13 protein-coding genes and 2 tRNA genes are annotated in these 17,105 nt (G+C 65.1%); 9 read left to right on the top strand and 6 right to left on the bottom strand.

The features are described from left to right. Positions 1 to 68: 68 nt before the first annotated feature. Together BLS52_RS12215 and BLS52_RS12210 are read right to left on the bottom strand one after the other, a co-directional pair. Positions 69 to 4,544 carry an ExeM/NucH family extracellular endonuclease gene (locus tag BLS52_RS12215; RefSeq protein ID WP_090587057.1) on the bottom strand — a complete coding sequence of 1,492 codons (4,476 nt, stop codon included), beginning with the start codon at positions 4,542 to 4,544 and terminating at the stop codon, positions 69 to 71. Between the two features lie 470 nt (positions 4,545 to 5,014). Continuing rightward, positions 5,015 to 5,102: transfer RNA gene (locus tag BLS52_RS12210), tRNA-Ser, on the bottom strand. 79 nt (positions 5,103 to 5,181) lie between these two features. Here BLS52_RS12210 and BLS52_RS12205 point away from each other — a divergent pair. From BLS52_RS12205 to BLS52_RS12165, 9 genes are all read left to right on the top strand, one after another. After that, positions 5,182 to 6,162: an NAD(P)H-quinone oxidoreductase gene (locus BLS52_RS12205; RefSeq protein ID WP_090587055.1), complete on the top strand. Its 981-nt coding sequence runs from the start codon at positions 5,182 to 5,184 to the stop codon at positions 6,160 to 6,162. 69 nt (positions 6,163 to 6,231) lie between these two features. Further along, positions 6,232 to 6,471: a hypothetical protein gene (locus BLS52_RS12200; protein ID WP_026544313.1), complete on the top strand. Its 240-nt coding sequence runs from the start codon at positions 6,232 to 6,234 to the stop codon at positions 6,469 to 6,471. A 132-nt stretch (positions 6,472 to 6,603) separates the two neighbouring features. Continuing rightward, on the top strand, positions 6,604 to 8,901 hold the full coding sequence (locus BLS52_RS12195) for a carbon starvation CstA family protein (RefSeq protein ID WP_035778016.1): 2,298 nt from the start codon (positions 6,604 to 6,606) through the stop codon (positions 8,899 to 8,901). Then, entirely contained in the window at positions 8,901 to 9,077 is a 177-nt protein-coding gene (locus BLS52_RS12190) for a YbdD/YjiX family protein (protein WP_090587053.1), read from the top strand. Before BLS52_RS12195 ends, BLS52_RS12190 begins: the two co-directional genes overlap by 1 nt. Positions 9,078 to 9,183: 106 nt before the next feature. Then, the gene (locus tag BLS52_RS12185; RefSeq protein ID WP_090587052.1) at positions 9,184 to 9,438 is read left to right on the top strand and encodes a hypothetical protein; all 255 of its coding nucleotides are present in this window, start codon (positions 9,184 to 9,186) and stop codon (positions 9,436 to 9,438) included. A gap of 52 nt (positions 9,439 to 9,490) precedes the next feature. Next, complete coding sequence (locus tag BLS52_RS12180) at positions 9,491 to 10,129, top strand: bacterial proteasome activator family protein (RefSeq protein WP_090587051.1); 639 nt, start codon at positions 9,491 to 9,493, stop codon at positions 10,127 to 10,129. A gap of 6 nt (positions 10,130 to 10,135) precedes the next feature. Then, complete coding sequence (locus BLS52_RS12175) at positions 10,136 to 10,594, top strand: hypothetical protein (protein WP_026544310.1); 459 nt, start codon at positions 10,136 to 10,138, stop codon at positions 10,592 to 10,594. A 66-nt stretch (positions 10,595 to 10,660) separates the two neighbouring features. Further along, entirely contained in the window at positions 10,661 to 11,500 is an 840-nt protein-coding gene (locus BLS52_RS12170) for an aldo/keto reductase (protein WP_090587049.1), read from the top strand. A 184-nt stretch (positions 11,501 to 11,684) separates the two neighbouring features. Further along, on the top strand, positions 11,685 to 13,541 hold the full coding sequence (locus BLS52_RS12165; protein WP_245702849.1) for an amylosucrase: 1,857 nt from the start codon (positions 11,685 to 11,687) through the stop codon (positions 13,539 to 13,541). 27 nt (positions 13,542 to 13,568) lie between these two features. On the opposite strand, the gene BLS52_RS12160 is transcribed toward BLS52_RS12165, so the two are convergent. The 4 genes from BLS52_RS12160 to tmk form a co-directional block, all read right to left on the bottom strand. Beyond that, positions 13,569 to 13,641, bottom strand: a tRNA-Thr gene (locus BLS52_RS12160). 82 nt (positions 13,642 to 13,723) lie between these two features. After that, positions 13,724 to 15,274 carry an alpha/beta hydrolase gene (locus BLS52_RS12155; protein ID WP_090587046.1) on the bottom strand — a complete coding sequence of 517 codons (1,551 nt, stop codon included), beginning with the start codon at positions 15,272 to 15,274 and terminating at the stop codon, positions 13,724 to 13,726. Next, on the bottom strand, positions 15,271 to 16,434 hold the full coding sequence (locus BLS52_RS12150) for a DNA polymerase III subunit delta' (RefSeq protein WP_090587044.1): 1,164 nt from the start codon (positions 16,432 to 16,434) through the stop codon (positions 15,271 to 15,273). Before BLS52_RS12150 ends, BLS52_RS12155 begins: the two co-directional genes overlap by 4 nt. Then, positions 16,431 to 17,045 (bottom strand): dTMP kinase, encoded by a 615-nt coding sequence (gene tmk / locus BLS52_RS12145; RefSeq protein WP_090587043.1) that lies wholly within the window; start codon positions 17,043 to 17,045, stop codon positions 16,431 to 16,433. The genes BLS52_RS12150 and tmk overlap by 4 nt, the downstream gene beginning before the upstream one ends. Positions 17,046 to 17,105 lie beyond the last annotated feature (60 nt).

Below are 17,105 nucleotides of genomic sequence, written 5' to 3'. Positions count from 1 at the left end.
CGCTCGTCCGCTGCTGCGGACGAGCGCCTCCTGCCGTTCCTATCGGGGCCGGGATCCCCGGTTGTGCTCTAGCCGCGGCGTGCGTCGGCGAGGCACTTGCGGTACTCCGCCATTGCCTGCCCGAAGCCGTCCGCCTTTTCGGCTTCCGGCCCACGCTCGGGTTTGGCCGGGGCAGCGCATCCGGTTTCGGCGGGCGCCTCCACGGTCACGGGCAGATTGACCGTCGTGCCCGATTCCTTCGCAACCAGGACAATGGTCCCCGCTCCAGGCGTTGATTCCGGAACGGTGAGGGTGACCTGCGCGGCACCATCGGTCACGGGGGTGGTTCCCAGCTCCGTGACGGTGCCGGTGCCGTCAACAAAGCTGGCAGACAGGCTGGTGTTGGCGGGACTGCCCAGTGAGGTCAGATCCAGCTTCGCAACGCTGAAGCTGACGGAATCGCCGCCCTGCACGCTGACCGGCGCGTCCTTCACCACCACTGACCGACGGTCGAAGCTCGGTGACAGCGGGCTGTTCTGCCCGATGTAGCTGATCCACGCGTCGCGGTCCACGAGTCCCGAATCGCGGACATCGGTTGCCTGCTGGAAGACGGTGAAGTTGTCACCGCCCTGAGCCAGGAAGCTGATCGTGCCGATGCGGTATTCCGCAGCCGGATCCAGCGGAGCTCCGTCGATCGTGACCGACGTGATGCGGGAACCGGCAGCGAGGTCCGGGTTGTAGGTGTAGGCCACGTTGTCGGACAACCCGAGCGCCTGGAAGGACCGGGATGCACCCGCCGGCTGCCACTGCTGCTCCAGCATCGTCCTGAACTGCTCCCCGGTCAGGGTGACGGTCCAGAGGTTGTTGACGAAGGGCAGGACTGCGTTGGCTTCGGCGTAGGTGATCACTCCGTCCTCTCCGTAGTAGAGCTCGTTGCGGAGCCCGCCTGGATTGACGACGCCGATGTCAGCTCCACCGCGTTCGGCGGCCGAGAGCGAAGCCCTCATGGAGTCAGCAACCAGGTTCCCAAGCGTCGACTCCGAACCGCGGTCATCCCGGGCGCCGTTGAGGAAAGCCGTGGTGATGTCGGCAGTCACCGAACCAACCGGGCGGCTGCCGATGACCTTCGCTTCAGCGAGGGCAGCATCGACAATTGCCTTGACCTCCGCCACGCGGGGGTAGGTTGCTGCCAGCACGGCCGGGTCCGTTGCGGACCGTGCCACGTTCTGCGCGGTGTAGGACTCGACCTCGCCGGTGGCGTTATCGACGCTCAGTGTGATCTGCCCGATGAATTCGCCGTAGGAGCCGGTCTGCACAATGGGGCGGGTCTCGCCCTCAGCACCGGGGACCGGAGCGTCCCACACGTACTGCTTGTGGGTGTGGCCGGTGTAGATGGCGTCGACAAGCGGCGTGGTCCCGGTGACGATCTCTGCAAAGGCGCCGCCCGCGGCAACCTCCTGCTCTATGGTGGCACCCTCGACGGCGCCGTCTCCGGCTCCCTCGTGGTAAGCGGCCACAATGACGTCCGCCAGATCCTGGTCCTCGATCTGCTGAGCCACGCGGTTCACGGCCTCGACGGGGTCCCCGAACTCGAGAGCGGCGATGCCGCCGGGGCTCACGAGCGACGGTGTCTCCTGCGTGACAGCACCGATGACAGCCACATCAATGCCGCCAACGGTCACGATCCCATATTCCTCGAGCGCGGGAGTGTTGGTTCCCTTGAGGTAGACGTTGGCGCCGAGGTAGGGGAACTCTGCGGCGTCGGCCACCCGGCCGTCCAGGTCCTCGAAGCCGCCGTCGAACTCGTGGTTGCCCACCGCTGAGGCTCGGAGGTCCAGCGCGTTGAGGACGTCGAGAGTGGGCTGGTCCTTCGCTACCGAGGAGGCGAAGAGGGAAGCTCCGATGTTATCCCCGGCGGAGAGGAACAGTGAGTTCTCTTCACCGTACTGCGCGCGCAGTTCCTCGATGGTGCCCGCCAACTTCACGGTGTTCGAGTCGATCCGCCCGTGGAAATCGTTGATTCCCATCAGGTTGAGCTCGGTGGTGGAGTCCGCCGGTGCGAGGTCCAGCCCCACGATCACCGGATCGTGGTCGCTTGCCCTGAACTGGTTCGGCGCGTAGAAGTTCGTTGCGTTGTAGTTGTAGCGGCTGTACTCAAGCGCCACGGACTCAACAGCGTTGATGCTCCACACGTCCACGCCGGAAACCGTTGCATCGGCTGCGGGGGAGGCGAGGATGTGGTCGAGGGAACCTACAAGTCCCGAGAAGACGTAGGAGTAGCCCTCGGTCTTGCCGCCCTGGTTGATGTAGCCCGCGTCATAGAGAACCTGCATCGGGTCCTCGGCCGAGTAGGAGTTGAAGTCACCGGCGAGGAAAACCTTGTCGGTGCCCGCCTCGGACTTCATTCGGTCGGCGAACGCCACGAGCGCCGTTGCCTGCTCAATCCGGTCTGCATTGGATGCGCCCTGGCCGTCGCCCTGGTCAGCGTTCTCATCGGAGCCCGATCCCTTCGATTTGAAGTGGTTGGCGATCACCAGGAATCTGGTGGACGCGTCCCCGCCGGCAACAGTGAAGGACTGGGCGAGCGGCTTGCGTGCGTTTGAGAAGGCCACGTTGTCATTCAGGATGACTGACTCCCCGACAGGCTCCACTGCCGCCACCTTGTAGATGAAGGCCGTGCGGATGAAATCCTCATCCTCGACGGCAGGCCGTTCAGCGGGCGAGCGGACGTAGTCCCAGACTCCCGGGGCAGCCTCATTCAGTGCGGCTGTCAGCGTGGCGAGTGCCTCGTCCCGGTCCTTCCCGAACCTGGCCGAATTTTCGATTTCCTCCAGGGAGACAACGTCGGCGCCGAGACCGTTGATCGCCGCGACGATCTTCGCTTCCTGCCGCTCAAGATTCTCCGCGTTCGCTGCACCGCGGGCGTCACAGCCGCCCCGGACAGTAACGGGATTGCCGTCGCGGTCCTGGTAATAGGTGCACCCGGTGAGCTGATCGCCGGTGGTGGTGAAGTAGTTCAACACGTTGAAGGATGCGATCTTCACGTTTCCGCCGACGTTCGCGGGCACCTCAGGACGCGTGCCCTCGAACGTGACCGGCTGGACCGCCGCGGCGTTCGCGGCGGTAAGGGCGGTCAGCGGCTGGAATTTCCAGGAGCTGTTGCGGAAGTCGAGAACAACGGGCGCCGTGAAGGTTGCCGACGAGTTGACCCGTACCGGCTGCTCCGGTGTGAGGTACGGCAGCGGCTGGTCCATGTTCGCAGCGGAGAGGAAATTGGTGGTGGCGCCGTCGTCGAGCTTCACCCGCCGCGCGGCGTTGTCCGCCGCGACGGCCGCGTTACCGGCGGTCCCAGGCGGAGCGATTTCGGTTGGCTGGACCAGCGGAGTGTCTCCGACGGCGAGCGTGATTTCCCCATACTGGTTCAGCGCGTAGTTGTCTGAAACCGTGAAGCCGGAGGTCGGCTGGACGAGCATCCCCTCGAGTGCTTCGCGTCCGGCGTCGTCGGCAGGGTAGGCAACGGCGGCCGCCTTGACCGCCTCGGCAGGTTCAGCCGGTTTGGTCATGCCGCCGGCGGGGACCGTGATCTGCGAAAGGTCGAAGTATTCCCCTGCCGTTCCGGTCACCTCGACGAAGTCGCCGACCGCAACCTCCGCGACAGTAGCCGGAGAGTAGATGAAGATGCCGTCGGAGGCCGCGTGATCAGAGCCCAGGTCCCCTCCTGTCCCGGCAGTCTGGAGGTAGTAGCCGTCAAAGCCGCCGGAAGGGTAGGCAGCGGTCACAACTCCACGGGTGGTCACAACCTGTCCCGCATAGGGGGTGGCTGTGCCCGTTCCCTGAATCTGGTCAATCGGCACTACCTGGCCGGGGGCCGGCGGCTGGGGCTCGGGTTCCGGCTCGTTATCCGCCGTTTCACCAGCGGCATTGGTGGGCGTCACGGCGTCGAGCGCGCTGAAGTCCACCTGATTGTTGTCGGTATCGACACCGCCGGAACGGTTCATGGAGAGCGGGTTGCCGGTGCCGCCGGGACCTTCCTCGCCGCTGGTCTCATAGGTGTTGGACGAGCCGTAGCCCAGCAGGTCAACCACGCCGGGAGCTCCCGTCACCGACCCGACAGCCAGCGGGGTCACCGCGGTGGACTGGTTGGACAGGACGATGGTTCCGCTTGTGCCGCTGAAGTTCAGGGAGGAGGACAGGTCAGGCGCCGGCAACGCGGATCCTGCGGATCCGTTGCTGGACCCCTGAACCAGGTAGGTCCCGTTCGCGGGAATGGTGCCCCTCAACACGGCGACCCCGGTTGGTGCGGCGCTCCCCGTCGCCGAGCGGTACTGCAGCGACCAGCCGTCGAGGCTCACCGGAGCATCAGTGGTGTTGGCCAGCTCAACAAACTTGTGGGTGAACGGCGCGTTTGCGCTGCCCCCGTTGACGTATGCCTCATTGATGACGACGCCGGTGCCCGCCTGCGGCCCGACTGTTTCCTCTGCGCTGGCTGGCAGGAACGCCACCGGGGAAGCGAGTAGCCCCACCGAAAGCGCTGAGCACAGCGCGCCCCTCCACGAATTTTTCATTCGTACTGTTTCTCCTTGGCTTTGGCCGGGTTACGGCCGCGAGTGATGCCCGCAGCGGCTTGCGCCTCCGCGGAACTGGCCACGAAAGTGACAATAGGATTCGTCGGTGACATTCCGGCCGCGGCAAGCCAAGCACGCCGCAGCGAACGGGTGGTTACCCTGCGGGGAACAGATCAGCCGGGTTGAGACCATCAACGGAATTTCCCATCGTCGGCCCGGTGGTATCGGACTTGGCGCCCTGTCCCACTCCACCCCATTAGTGATGCAGGACACATCAGGCGCCGAGCACATTCAAACACGACTGCTTGCCGTTGGAAACTATTTGTTGGAGTCCCGGAGTGTTCCGGTGAGGGGCCCGGTGTCCGTGTCGCCGAAAAGGCTTCTCATCCCGGGATTCGGCTCATTAAAAGCAGTTGCACCCCGATCCTTCCGGAACGGGGTGCAACGGGTGAGCCGGCTCAGGCTCAATGCGGAAGGTAAGGGATTCGAACCCTTGAGGCGGGGTTACCGCCCACTGGTTTTCAAGACCAGCTCCTTCGGCCGCTCGGACAACCTTCCCTACGGGGAATAGTGTTTCATGCAGAGCAGGCTGCACAAAACTCCCAAAACCCGCAGGGCAACTCCCGGGAAGGAAACAATGAAAGCCGTAGTGCTGCGAAAGTCCGGCGAGCCGGATGTTCTCGAGGTGACCGAAGTGGAGCCCCCGCGCCCAGGGGCCGGTGATGTCCTCATCGACGTTGTTGCTGCAGGCCTCAACCGTGCCGACGTCCAGCAGCGCAGGGGCGTGTACCCGCCGCCGCCCGGCGCTTCCGAATATCCCGGGCTGGAGGTTTCGGGGAGGATTGCCGATGCGGGCACCTCCGACTTCCGGCCCGGTGACGCGGTGGTGGCGCTTCTCGCGGGCGGTGGTTACGCGGAACAGGTTGCGGCGCCTGCCGGTCAGGTGCTGCCGGTGCCTGCCGGAGTGGACCTCGCAGCAGCCGCCGGGCTGCCGGAAGTGGCCGCGACCGTCTACTCGAACCTGATCCTGACTGCCGGGCTGCGCCGCGGTGAAACCGTTCTGGTTCACGGCGCAACCGGGGGGATCGGCACCATGGCCATCCAGCTCGCACAGGCGTGGGGAGCGCGGACAATCGTGACCGCGGGTACCGCGGAGAAGCTGGAGTTTGCCCGTTCCCTCGGTGCGGAGGTGTGCGTGAACTATCGGGAGCAGGACTTCGTTGCCGAGGTGGACGCGGCCACGGGCGGGCGGGGAGTGGACGTCATTCTCGACGTCGTCGGCGCCAAATACCTCAGCCGTAACGTGAAGGCGCTGGCAACCGGTGGTCGGCTCGTCGTCATCGGACTGCAGGGAGGCGCCAAAGCCGAACTTGATCTGGGCGCGCTGATGGCCAGGCGGGCGTCGGTCACCGGGACCACGTTGCGTTCGCGTCCTGTGGAGGAGAAGTCGTCCATCATGGCGGGCGTCTACCAGCATGTCTGGCCGCTCATTTCGGACGGGACCATTTCCGTACCCGTCGATCGGACGTTCCCGCTGGCCGAGGTGGTTGAGGCGCACCGGTACTTCGACTCCGGGCAGCACACGGGAAAAATCCTGCTGAGCGTGCAGGAGGCATGACAGGGTCTGCTTTGTGGATTCCGGGTGGTATGACAAGCTAGCACCCACCGTAATTCCAAGGAGGAAACCATGGCCAAGCACAGGGCAGACGGCGAGCCGGACGGCGTATCGCGGGCCGGAGATGAAGAGTCGGGCCTGGAGCGCGCTGCGGAAAGCTGGGCGGAAAACCTCGCCGATCAGGTCAATGACGGAGTCCAGAGCAGTCCCCGCGACACCGCTGAGGACGGTCCGGATCCGCAGACCGAGACCCACTCCAGCCTGAGTGAGGGCTCGAATTCCCGCGACGGCAGGGACGATCCCAGCCACTAGCTGCGCAAGCCGTTTGGCTCATGGAAACAGCCGTTTGGCGATTGCACGCCTCCTCTGTGCAAACTCTGTGACGCAGCACTCGTGGCACTGCTACTTTCAGTGAGTTAAGCCACTCACATATAAGGGAGCGCCATGAGTGAGAACGAATCTGGTCGCGGACAGGCGGGGGCGAGCCGCGTCCAACGGAATGAGGACGCCGACGTCCTCCTCCAGGATCCGGATCTGCCGCCGACTGCTGTCGATGCGGACAAGGAAGATGGCGGCTGGACGCCGCTGAAGATTGCAGTCTGGGTGGGTATAGCCCTGCTCGGCGGCGTGAGCTGGACGGTGCTTGCCATTGTCCGCGGCGAGACGGTCAACGCGATGTGGTTTGTATTCGCAGCCGTCTGCAGCTACCTCATCGCCTACCGGTTCTACTCCAAATTCATCGAACGCAAGCTCCTGCGGCCCAACGACCGGCGCGCCACCCCCGCCGAATACAAGGCCGACGGCAAGGACTTCGCCTCTACCGACCGCCGTGTGCTCTACGGCCATCACTTCGCAGCGATCGCCGGAGCCGGCCCGCTCGTGGGTCCCGTACTTGCTGCCCAGATGGGTTATCTGCCCGGAACCATGTGGATCGTCATCGGCGTGATCTTCGCCGGCGCGGTCCAGGACTACCTGGTCATGTTCTTCTCCATGCGCCGCGGCGGGCGGTCACTCGGCCAGATGGCGCGTGAAGAGCTCGGCCTAATCGGCGGCACCGCCGCCCTGATCGCAACGCTCACCATCATGATCATCATCGTGGCGATCCTGGCTCTTGTTGTGGTCAACGCTCTCGGGGAAAGCCCGTGGGGTGTGTTCTCCGTGTCGATGACCATCCCCATCGCACTGTTCATGGGCGTCTACCTGCGCTACCTCCGTCCCGGCAAAGTGTCCGAGGTATCCCTCATTGGATTCGCGCTGTTGATGCTCGCAATCGTTGCGGGTGGCTGGATCGCCGAGACCGAGTGGGGCGTTGCCCTCTTCACGCTCGACAGGGTCACCATCGCGTGGGGCATCATCATCTACGGCTTCATCGCGGCAGTCCTGCCGGTGTGGCTCCTGCTCGCCCCCCGCGACTACCTCTCCACCTTCATGAAGATCGGCACGATTGTCATGCTGGCCGTGGCAATTGTGATCACCCGCCCGGAAATCAGCGTTCCTGCGGTCAGCGAATTCGCCTCGCGGGCCGACGGACCCGTTGTTCCGGGAACCCTCTTCCCGTTCCTGTTCGTGACAATCGCCTGTGGTGCGCTCTCCGGCTTCCACGCCCTGATCGCCTCCGGAACCACACCGAAAATGATCGAGAAGGAACGCCAGACCCGGTTTATCGGTTACGGCGGAATGCTCATGGAGTCCTTTGTGGCGATCATGGCTCTGGTGGCGGCGCTGTCGATCGACCGCGGCATCTACTTCGCGATGAACTCCTCGGCCGCGGCCACAGGAGGAACCATCGAGGGCGCCGTCGCCTTCGTCAACGGCCTGGGCCTGACCGGGGTAAACCTCGCACCGGAGGCTCTGAGTACGCTCGCCAACAACGTGGGTGAGGAGTCGATTGTCTCCCGTACCGGCGGTGCGCCGACTCTCGCAGTAGGCATTGCCCAGATCATGCAGGGCCTCTTCGGCGGCGCCGGCATGATGGCGTTCTGGTACCACTTCGCCATCATGTTCGAGGCACTCTTCATCCTGACCGCGGTCGACGCCGGAACCCGCGTCGCACGGTTCATGCTGCAGGACACCATCGGTAACTTCGTGCCGAAGTTCAAGGACACCTCCTGGCGGGTAGGCGCCTGGATCTGCACAGCGATCATGGTCGCGGGGTGGGGGGCCATCCTGATCATGGGCGTCACCGATCCGCTGGGCGGCATCAACACGCTGTTCCCGCTGTTCGGTATTGCCAACCAGCTCCTGGCAGCCATTGCGCTGGCCGTCTGCATGGCGATCTGCGCCAAGAAGGGTGCCTTCAAGTACCTGTGGATTCCCGCCCTGCCGCTGGCGTTTGCAGCAGTGGTGACCATTACGGCGTCGTTCCTGAAGATCTTCTCCCCGGTGCCCACCGTCGGCTACTGGGCCAACCACATGGCTTTCCGCAATGCGCTGGCCGCAGGGGAGCAGAGCTTCGGCAACGCCGCCACCGTGGAGGCGATGGAGAAGGTGGTCCGCAATACCTTCATCCAGGGAACGCTGTCCATCCTCTTCGTGACGCTGGCGATCATCGTGATCGCCACGGCAATCATGGCAACTGTCAGGGCGTACCGCACAGGCGGTGGGCCGAGCGCCGAGGATCCCGCAGTTCCCTCGCGCACCTTCGCCCCGGCAGGCCTCATTGCAACTCCGGCCGAGAAGGAACTCGAAGCGCAGTGGGCCAACCTCCCGCATGACAAGAAGCCGGCGCGGGCAGGTCACTGATGAGCGTCAAAGAGCTGATCTGGCTCTTCAAGGGTGTGATGGGAGAGAACGCGTATCAGCAATACCTTGACCACCACGCCTCGACGCACAGCAGCGAGGCACCCATGACGGAGCGCCAGTTCTGGCGGGACAAAACGGACCGCCAGGACGCACACCCTGAGGGACGCTGCTGCTAGGGCTGCACACCGGTGCTGATAGGGCGGGCTCGACTGCGGTCGTGCCCGCCCTATCTGTGTACCGACGCTCTGGCGGGCCCACCGCCGGCCGTGGTTTGCTGGTGGAATGACTGAGAACCTGCCGGAACACCTCCGCGAAGACATCGGCGCGCCTTCTCCGGAGGCAGAGTCGGAAGAAGAGCACCTCCGTGAGGACGTCAACGCGCCCACGGAAGAGAACGACGGCGGTCCCGAATTTTCAGGAGACCACTTCACTTCCGGGCAGCTCAACGCAGGGCAGCGCGTCCCCGGCGTCAGCCCGGGCGGGGAGTACCGGGAAGGCCGTGAGGAAGAGCTCGCTGACAGGGAAGAGGCGGACTGACGCGCGCCGGGGAGCCGCACCGGCGCCCATGGTCGCGTGAGAGCATGAACCTATGACCGAAAAGCACCCCGATCACGTGACGCCGGAACAGGCGGCCGGCAACCAGGAGAGCCCTGTCCTCGTCGGAAGGCTGGAGCCCGGCCGTGGGCTTCCGGAACACGATGACCACGGTGGCTCCCGCAGCAACAGGGACCGGACCACCAAGCTGACCGAGCTGGTGGATGAACCTGCAAAGGTGATGCGCATCGGCACCATGCTGAAGCAGCTGCTTGAGGAAGTGCGCAGCGCCCCGCTGGACGACGCCGGGCGCAGCCGCCTCGCCGAGATCCATGAGCGCTCGGTGCGTGAGCTCGAGGACGGGCTCGCTCCGGAGCTGGTCGAGGAGCTGCACCGGATCAACCTGCCCTTCACTGATGATTCGGTTCCTACTGATGCTGAACTGCGTGTTGCGCAGGCACAGCTGGTGGGATGGCTCGAGGGACTCTTCCACGGGATCCAGACCGCGCTTGCCGCCCAGCAGATGGCCAACCAGCAGCTTGCCGCCCAGCTTCAGCTGAAGCAGCTTCCTCCCGGAACCGTCATTGCGCCCGGCGTTATCGTGGGCGAGGACGGTGAGCCGCGGCGCGCGCCCGGAGCACGGCCGGGCCCGGCGCACAAGCCGGACACCCACGGCCCCGGCCAGTACCTGTAGTTCCGCATGGCGCTTTTCGCGGCGGCCAGGCAGGGCCGCAAGGATGATGCCGAGCTCGGTACGGGGGTGTGGCGGCGTGCCCATGACCGGTTCCGGCGTGGGCTGGACCGTTACCACCAGATCCTCGAGGGTGTGGAGGATGACGCCGTCTACAACGATCTGGCCGCCCTCGCCAATGAGCTGGCGCAGTTGCTCCCGCGTGTGCGGGCGTGCTGCATTGCCGCGCAGGCGCAGCATCCGAGTGAGGGACTTGATATTCCGGGAGCGTTGCTCCAGGTGCACCGGGCGCTCTCCCGCGCCGGCAATGCACTGGCCACAACCGCTGAGGCTGCCGCGATGGCGCGGTTGGACGGTGAGCGGTGGGGGATCGCTTCGGCCGGGCTGGACAACGTCCGGCGGCGGGCGGAAGTGGTTGCCGAAGATGTGATCGAAGCTGAACGTTTGCTGTCAGGATCCGGACGGTAGGAATATTCCCGGGCAGGTGCACGGTTGCCATAGTCCGGAGAAGCAATCAGTTATCGAAAGGGATACATGAGCACCTCACCCAACCTCACCTTCAACGACGGCCGCACCATTCCCCAGTTGGGCTACGGCGTATGGCAGGTCGACGACGCCACGGCTGAAGACGTCGTCGGGCGCGCTTTCAAGGCGGGTTACCGCCACATCGACACCGCAAAGATCTACGGCAATGAGGCAGGCGTCGGCCGGGCCATCGAAGCGTCGGGGCTGAGCCCCGAGGAGCTGTTCATCACCACCAAGCTGTGGAACGCCGATCAGGGCTACGAGAGCACGCTGGCCGCCTTCGAGGAATCCATGCAGCGGCTCGGTCTTGAGACCCTGGATCTCTACCTCATCCACTGGCTCCAGCCGAAGCGGGGCAAGTACGTGGATACCTGGAAGGCGTTGATCGAACTCCAGAAGCGCGGACGTGTACGCTCCATCGGCGTCTCGAACTTCACCGTCGAAGCCCTGCAGGAGATTATCGACGAGACGGGCGTGGTGCCGGCCATCAACCAGGTCGAGACCCACCCGTATTTCAACCAGGCGGAGCTGCGCGCCTTCGAAGCAGACAAGGGGATCCTGCACGAGTCCTGGTCGCCGCTGGGTTCCGGCAAGGGTCTGCTGGAAGACCCCGTGCTCGCCGGGATCGCCGAGAAGCGCGGTGCCACCCCCGCCCAGGTTGTGCTCGCCTGGCACCTGGCGCTCGGCCTCGTGGTCATCCCGAAGTCGGTCACTGAATCACGCATCATCGAGAACTGGGGTGCGCTCGAGGTTTCCCTGACGGACGAGGACATCGCAGCGATCAACGGACTCGACAAGGGTGAAGCCGGACGCATCGGCGCCAACCCCGCCACGGCGGACTTCGCCTAGGAGCCTCTGACACGGCCGAAGCCACCTCCGCAGCCTCGGCTGCGCGGGTGGCTTCGGCCTTTGTGCGTCATTGACGGTGACCGGTCCGCCGTGTCTGCAAGGATGGAACGCAAAGGTATTCCCTGCGCTAGGAGCATTGGTGGACGATCAGGAATTGCATGGGACGTTCTCCCGCATCCGGGATGTGGTGCGCACAGACGCTGAATCGGACGAGACGAACTGGCTGGACTTCAACCGACGGTTCGACGCGCATTTCCCCACGCTGTACCGGCTCTTCGAGTCCCTGTACGGCGATCGCAGTGACTGGCTCGACCAGCTCACCCAGCTGGTGGTCCTGTCGGCCCGCTCGTGGGCTGCCCGCCCGGCCGAACTGAAGCAGCGCGACGATAAGCAGGAGCAGGATGCCACCTGGTTCTCCTCCAACAGCATGCTGGGCGGGGTCTGCTATGTGGACAGGTATGCCGATAATCTCGACGGCGTGCGCGCCCGCATCCCCTACTTCAAGGAGCTGGGCCTCACCTATCTGCACCTGATGCCGCTGTTCCTGGCGCCCGAACCGAATTCCGACGGCGGCTATGCGGTTTCCAGCTACCGGCAGGTCAGCCCTGCACTGGGAACAATGGAGCAACTCCGGGACCTCGCTGCGGAGCTCCGCAGCGAGGGCATCAGCCTGGTGGTTGACTTCATCTTCAACCACACCTCAAACGAGCACCAGTGGGCGCGCAGGGCCGCGGAGGGCGATCCCCGCTACAGCGACTACTACTGGATCTTCCCCGACCGCACCATGCCGGACGCATTCGAGACCCACGCCCGGGAGATCTTCCCGGATGACCACCCGGGGTCCTTCGTCCGGCTCGACGACGGCCGCTGGGTCTGGGCTACCTTCCACAGCTACCAGTGGGACCTGAACTACTCCAATCCCGAGGTCTTCCGCGCCATGGCGGAGGAGATGCTGTTCCTGGCCAATCAGGGGATCAGTATCCTCCGCATGGATGCGGTTGCGTTCATCTGGAAACAGCTTGGTACAACCTGTGAAAACCTGCCCCAGGCGCACCTTCTCCTCCAGGCGTTCAACGCGGTCTGCCGGTTGGCGGCGCCGTCGTTGCTGTTCAAGTCCGAGGCGATCGTCCATCCGGACCAGGTGGCGGAGTACATCGATCCGGGAGAGTGCCAGCTTTCCTACAATCCGCTGCAGATGGCGCTGATCTGGGAGTCCATGGCAACCCGGGACGTCTCGCTGCTGTCACAGGCACTCGAGCGCCGGCACAATCTCCCCGACGGCACGTCCTGGGTGAACTACGTCCGCAGCCACGATGACATCGGCTGGACGTTCGCCGATGAGGACGCCGCGGAGCTGGGCATCAACGGGTTCGAACACCGCCGGTTCCTCAATTCCTTCTACGTCAACCGTTTCCCCGGAAGCTTTGCACATGGTGTTCCTTTCCAGGACAACCCCAGGACCGGTGACTGCCGGATCTCCGGTACCACGGCGTCACTGCTGGGCATCGAGCAGGAACCGGACGCCGCGGTTGAGCGGATCCTCCTCGCTCACTCCATCATCCTGAGCACCGGAGGCGTCCCGCTGATCTACCTGGGCGACGAGGTGGCCCAGGAAAATGACTACGCCTACGCCGGGGAACCGGGACATGACACTGACAGCCGCTGGGTTCACCGTCCGCACTACCCGGCCGAAAACTATGCGAAGCGGACCGATCCTTCCACGCCCCAGGGTGCGGTCTACACGGGATTGAAGCAGCTCATTGCCGTCCGCTCAGGCACCCCTGAGTTCACCGGTACTCGGTTGGTCGACTTCCACACCGGGAACCGGCACGTTCTCGGGTACCAGCGGCCGGGTGAGGGAACCAACATCCTGGTGCTGGCGAACTTCGCGGACCAGCCCCAGCGGGTCCCAGCCGAAACCCTGTGCGGCTTCAACCGCACTGCCGGGAACCTGGTCACTGGAGAGCAGGAGACGCTCGACGACGGCGTTGAACTTGCGCCCCGCAGTTTCGTTTGGCTGCGGACCGCGTTTAGGACCTGACGGCTATCAGTGTGAGGGCACAAAAAGAGCCTCCTGCCAGAGTCGAACTGGCGACCTTCTCATTACGAGTGAGACGCTCTACCGACTGAGCTAAGGAGGCTGGTTGCGGGTGACCCTTCAAAAACTCAAAGGCTCATTCCACAAGCAATAACTGTATAAGAGCATCAGCTCGCGGGTCAAAATCAGCAGCGGGCGCTCATCTCGGGCACGGTTCCGTCAATCAGGAAATCGTCCACCAGGGATTCGATGCACTCGCCTGAACGGCCATAGGCCGTGTGCCCCTGGCCCTCCCAGGTGACGTGCACGGCGGATTCCAGCTGCTCGGCCAGGGCCAGCGACCACTCATAGGGAGTCGCGGGATCTCCGGTGGTGCCGATGACGAGCATCGGCGGGGCGCCGGGCGCGCTGGCCGGCGAGGGTTCATTCACCGGCTCATACGCCCAGTTCTTGCAGGCCAGGGCGCCGTAGCTGAGGTACTCACCAAAAACCGCCGACGATGCCTCCAGCGCCTCCGCTTCCTCAGCCATCACGCCCGGGTCAGCCGGCATCGGGTAGTCCAGGCAGGTGACGGCGGTGAAGGCCGCGGCCGAGTTGGTGAGGTAGTCGCCGGTGGGTGAGCGGTCAGCGCCGAGATCGGCGAACCGGAGGAACTCGCTCGGATCGCCCTGCAGCGCCTGATCGATCGCCGCGGTGAGAGCGGGCCAGCTCGCGCTGTCATACAGCGGCAGCACAAAACCCTGGAAGAAGGTGCCGATGGTGACCGGGCGGCCATCGGCGGCCGTCATCGGGCTCTCCTCGACGGACTCGAACAGCTCATCCACCACTGCCACGCCCTCGTCCACGTTCCCCGGAAGCGGGCACTCACTCTGGCTCTGGCAGTCGGCCACGTAGTTGCGCAGCGCCTCGTCGAACGCGGCCACCTGGCCGGCAGTGATCTCGGCGGAGCTCAGCGAGGGGTCCACCGCCCCGTCCAGCACAAAGCGCCCCACGTTGCCGGGGAACAGCCCCGCGTACGCCGCTCCGAGTTGGGTGCCGTAGGAGAAGCCGAGATAGTTCAGCTGCTCGTCTCCCAGGACGGCGCGCAGAATATCCATATCCTTCGCGGCGCTGACCGTGTCGATATGACCAAGCAGTTCGCCGGTCCGCTCGGCACACAGCTGTGCGTATTCCGCGGAGTCCGCTTCCAGGATCTCCAGGGCTTCGGCGTCGGTGGCATCCGGTGGCAGCGTCTCCGCGCGGGCTTCATCGCGTTCCTCATCGGTCAGGCATTCCACCGCAGAGGACTCGTTGACCCCGCGCGGATCAAAACCCACCACATCGAAGGACTGGCGCAGCCGGTCGCTGAGGATGAATGCCGCGGAATCCCGCACCAGGTTGTACCCCGAGACTCCCGGCCCTCCCGGATTCACCAGGAGCGAGCCCTGCGCGTCTCCCGGAGCATCGAGGCGGATCATGGCAATGTCGATCGACGCCCGCCCCGGGTCGCTGTAATCCAGCGGAACCTTCACCGTCGCGCAGGCGAAGTCGTCGCCCTCGCATTCCTCCCACGTCACTTCCTGTGCGTAGAATTCGCGCAGGTCCTCCGGAACTTCCCCGATCACCTCGGGAGGCGCGGTCACCGCACCGGTGTCCGGACCCGCTGTACAGCCGGATAGCACCAGACCAACGACGACGGCGGCAGCACCTGCCAGCGCGCGCAGCGGTGAGCGGCGCGCGGGGTGGGAGTGTGTCACGCGGAAAGTTCCTTCTCTGGCAACAGGCTGACGGCCATCGCTTCGATGGCCAGCAAGGGGGCGATATTGGTTCCAACGATCCGGGTGCGCACTTTGTTGATGGCCTCGATGCGCCCGAGGGTCTCCTCAGGCGTGCCGTGCTCCGCGTAGCGTTCAAGTTCAGGGCGCAACGGCTCATTGACCAGGTGCCCGCCGGCGCCCAGCTGCAGCATGAGGACGTCCCGGTAGAAGGACGTGAGGTCAGTGAGGGCACGGTCGAAGTAGTCGTTTTTCGACCGCTTGGCCCGCCGGTTCTGGTCCTCCTCCAGCCGCTTGACCTGCGAGCGGATTGCCGGGGGGATGGTGCCCGAATCCGGGGCGCCCAGTGAGGCCAGCAGTGCCGCCTTTTCCTCGGCGTCCCGCTGCTCGAAGGAGCTTTGTGCCTCGGCCTCCGCCAGCTTGACCAGGTCCGCGGCGGCCTTCATGGCGCCGGCGATGCTGCGGAGGTTCAGGGGCAGCCGCACAATCTGGTTCCGGCGCTCGCGTGCGTCGGTGTCGGTGGCGAGCCGCTTTGCCACCCCGATATGGCTCTGCGCCGCACGGGCGGCGGCTTCGGCAATGACCGGGTCGATCCCATCCCGCGTGATCAGCAGCTCCGTCACGGCCTCAACCGGGGGTACGCGCAGGCTCACCGAGCGGCAGCGGGACCGGATGGTCACCAGCACGTCGCCGGGACTCGGCGCGCACAGGAGCCAGATGGTGCGCGGGGGAGGCTCCTCGATCGCCTTCAGCAGGACGTTGGTACTGCGTTCCTGCATGCGGTCGGCATCTTCGACGATGATCACGCGCCACCTGCCGGTGGATGGCTTGTCCTGCGCCTTCCGCACCAGTTCACGGGCCTCGTCAATGCTGATGGTGACCTTCTCGGTGGTCACGTTGGTGACATCGGCGTGCGAGCCGGCCAGCGCCGTCGTACAGGCCTTGCACTCGCCGCAGCCCCGATCCTCGAGCAGCGGTCGGTCGCAGAGCAGCGCGGCGGCGAAGGCCCGCGCGGCGTTGGAACGTCCCGATCCCGGAGGGCCGGTGAACAGCCAGGCATGGTTGGGCTGCTCGGCGGCCGCGGCGCGGCGCAACTGCTCGACGGCGGCGGCCTGGCCGGTGAGGAAGGTCCAGACGCTCATGCCAGGCGGTCCCGTACTGCTTCGAGGATGGTCTTCGCGAGGACGCCGACCGGGTCCGAGGCGTTCAGCACCAGATACTGCCCGGGGTTCGAGGCGGCCTGCTGGCGGAACGCAGCCCGGATCTGTTCGTGGAAGGAGTCGGGCTCGGATTCCATGCGGTCTTCCGGTGCGGCTGTGGAGGTTCGGCGGCCACGGCCCTCCACATGGTCAACGTCCAGCAGGACGGTGAGATCCGGACGCAGGTCTTCAACGGCCCACAGGTTGAGGTCGAGAACGCTCTGCGCGCCCAGCCCCCGGCCCACCCCCTGATAGGCAACGGAGGAGTCGATATAGCGGTCACAGATGACAACGTCGCCGCGGGCCAGCGCGGGCATTATTACCTGGTGTACGTGGGCGGCGCGGGACGCAGCGAAGATGAGAGCCTCCGTGCGGGCGTCGATATGGCCATGCCCGTGGTCGAGGACAAGCGAACGCAGTTTCTCGCCGATTTCCGTTCCGCCGGGCTCACGCGTGCGCACCACGGTGTAGCCCTCAGCCTCAAGCGACTCGGCGAGCCGCGCGGCCTGCGTGGACTTGCCGGCACTGTCGCCGCCCTCGAAGGCAAGGAACATGCCGCGGGAAGGGCGGGGAGTCTGGGATGTCACTGGATCAGCCTACCGACTGACCCTGAC

It is taken from the genome of Arthrobacter subterraneus, assembly GCF_900099735.1.
Classification (GTDB): domain Bacteria; phylum Actinomycetota; class Actinomycetes; order Actinomycetales; family Micrococcaceae; genus Arthrobacter_D; species Arthrobacter_D subterraneus.
This window is presented reverse-complemented; position numbering and strand designations above follow the sequence as displayed.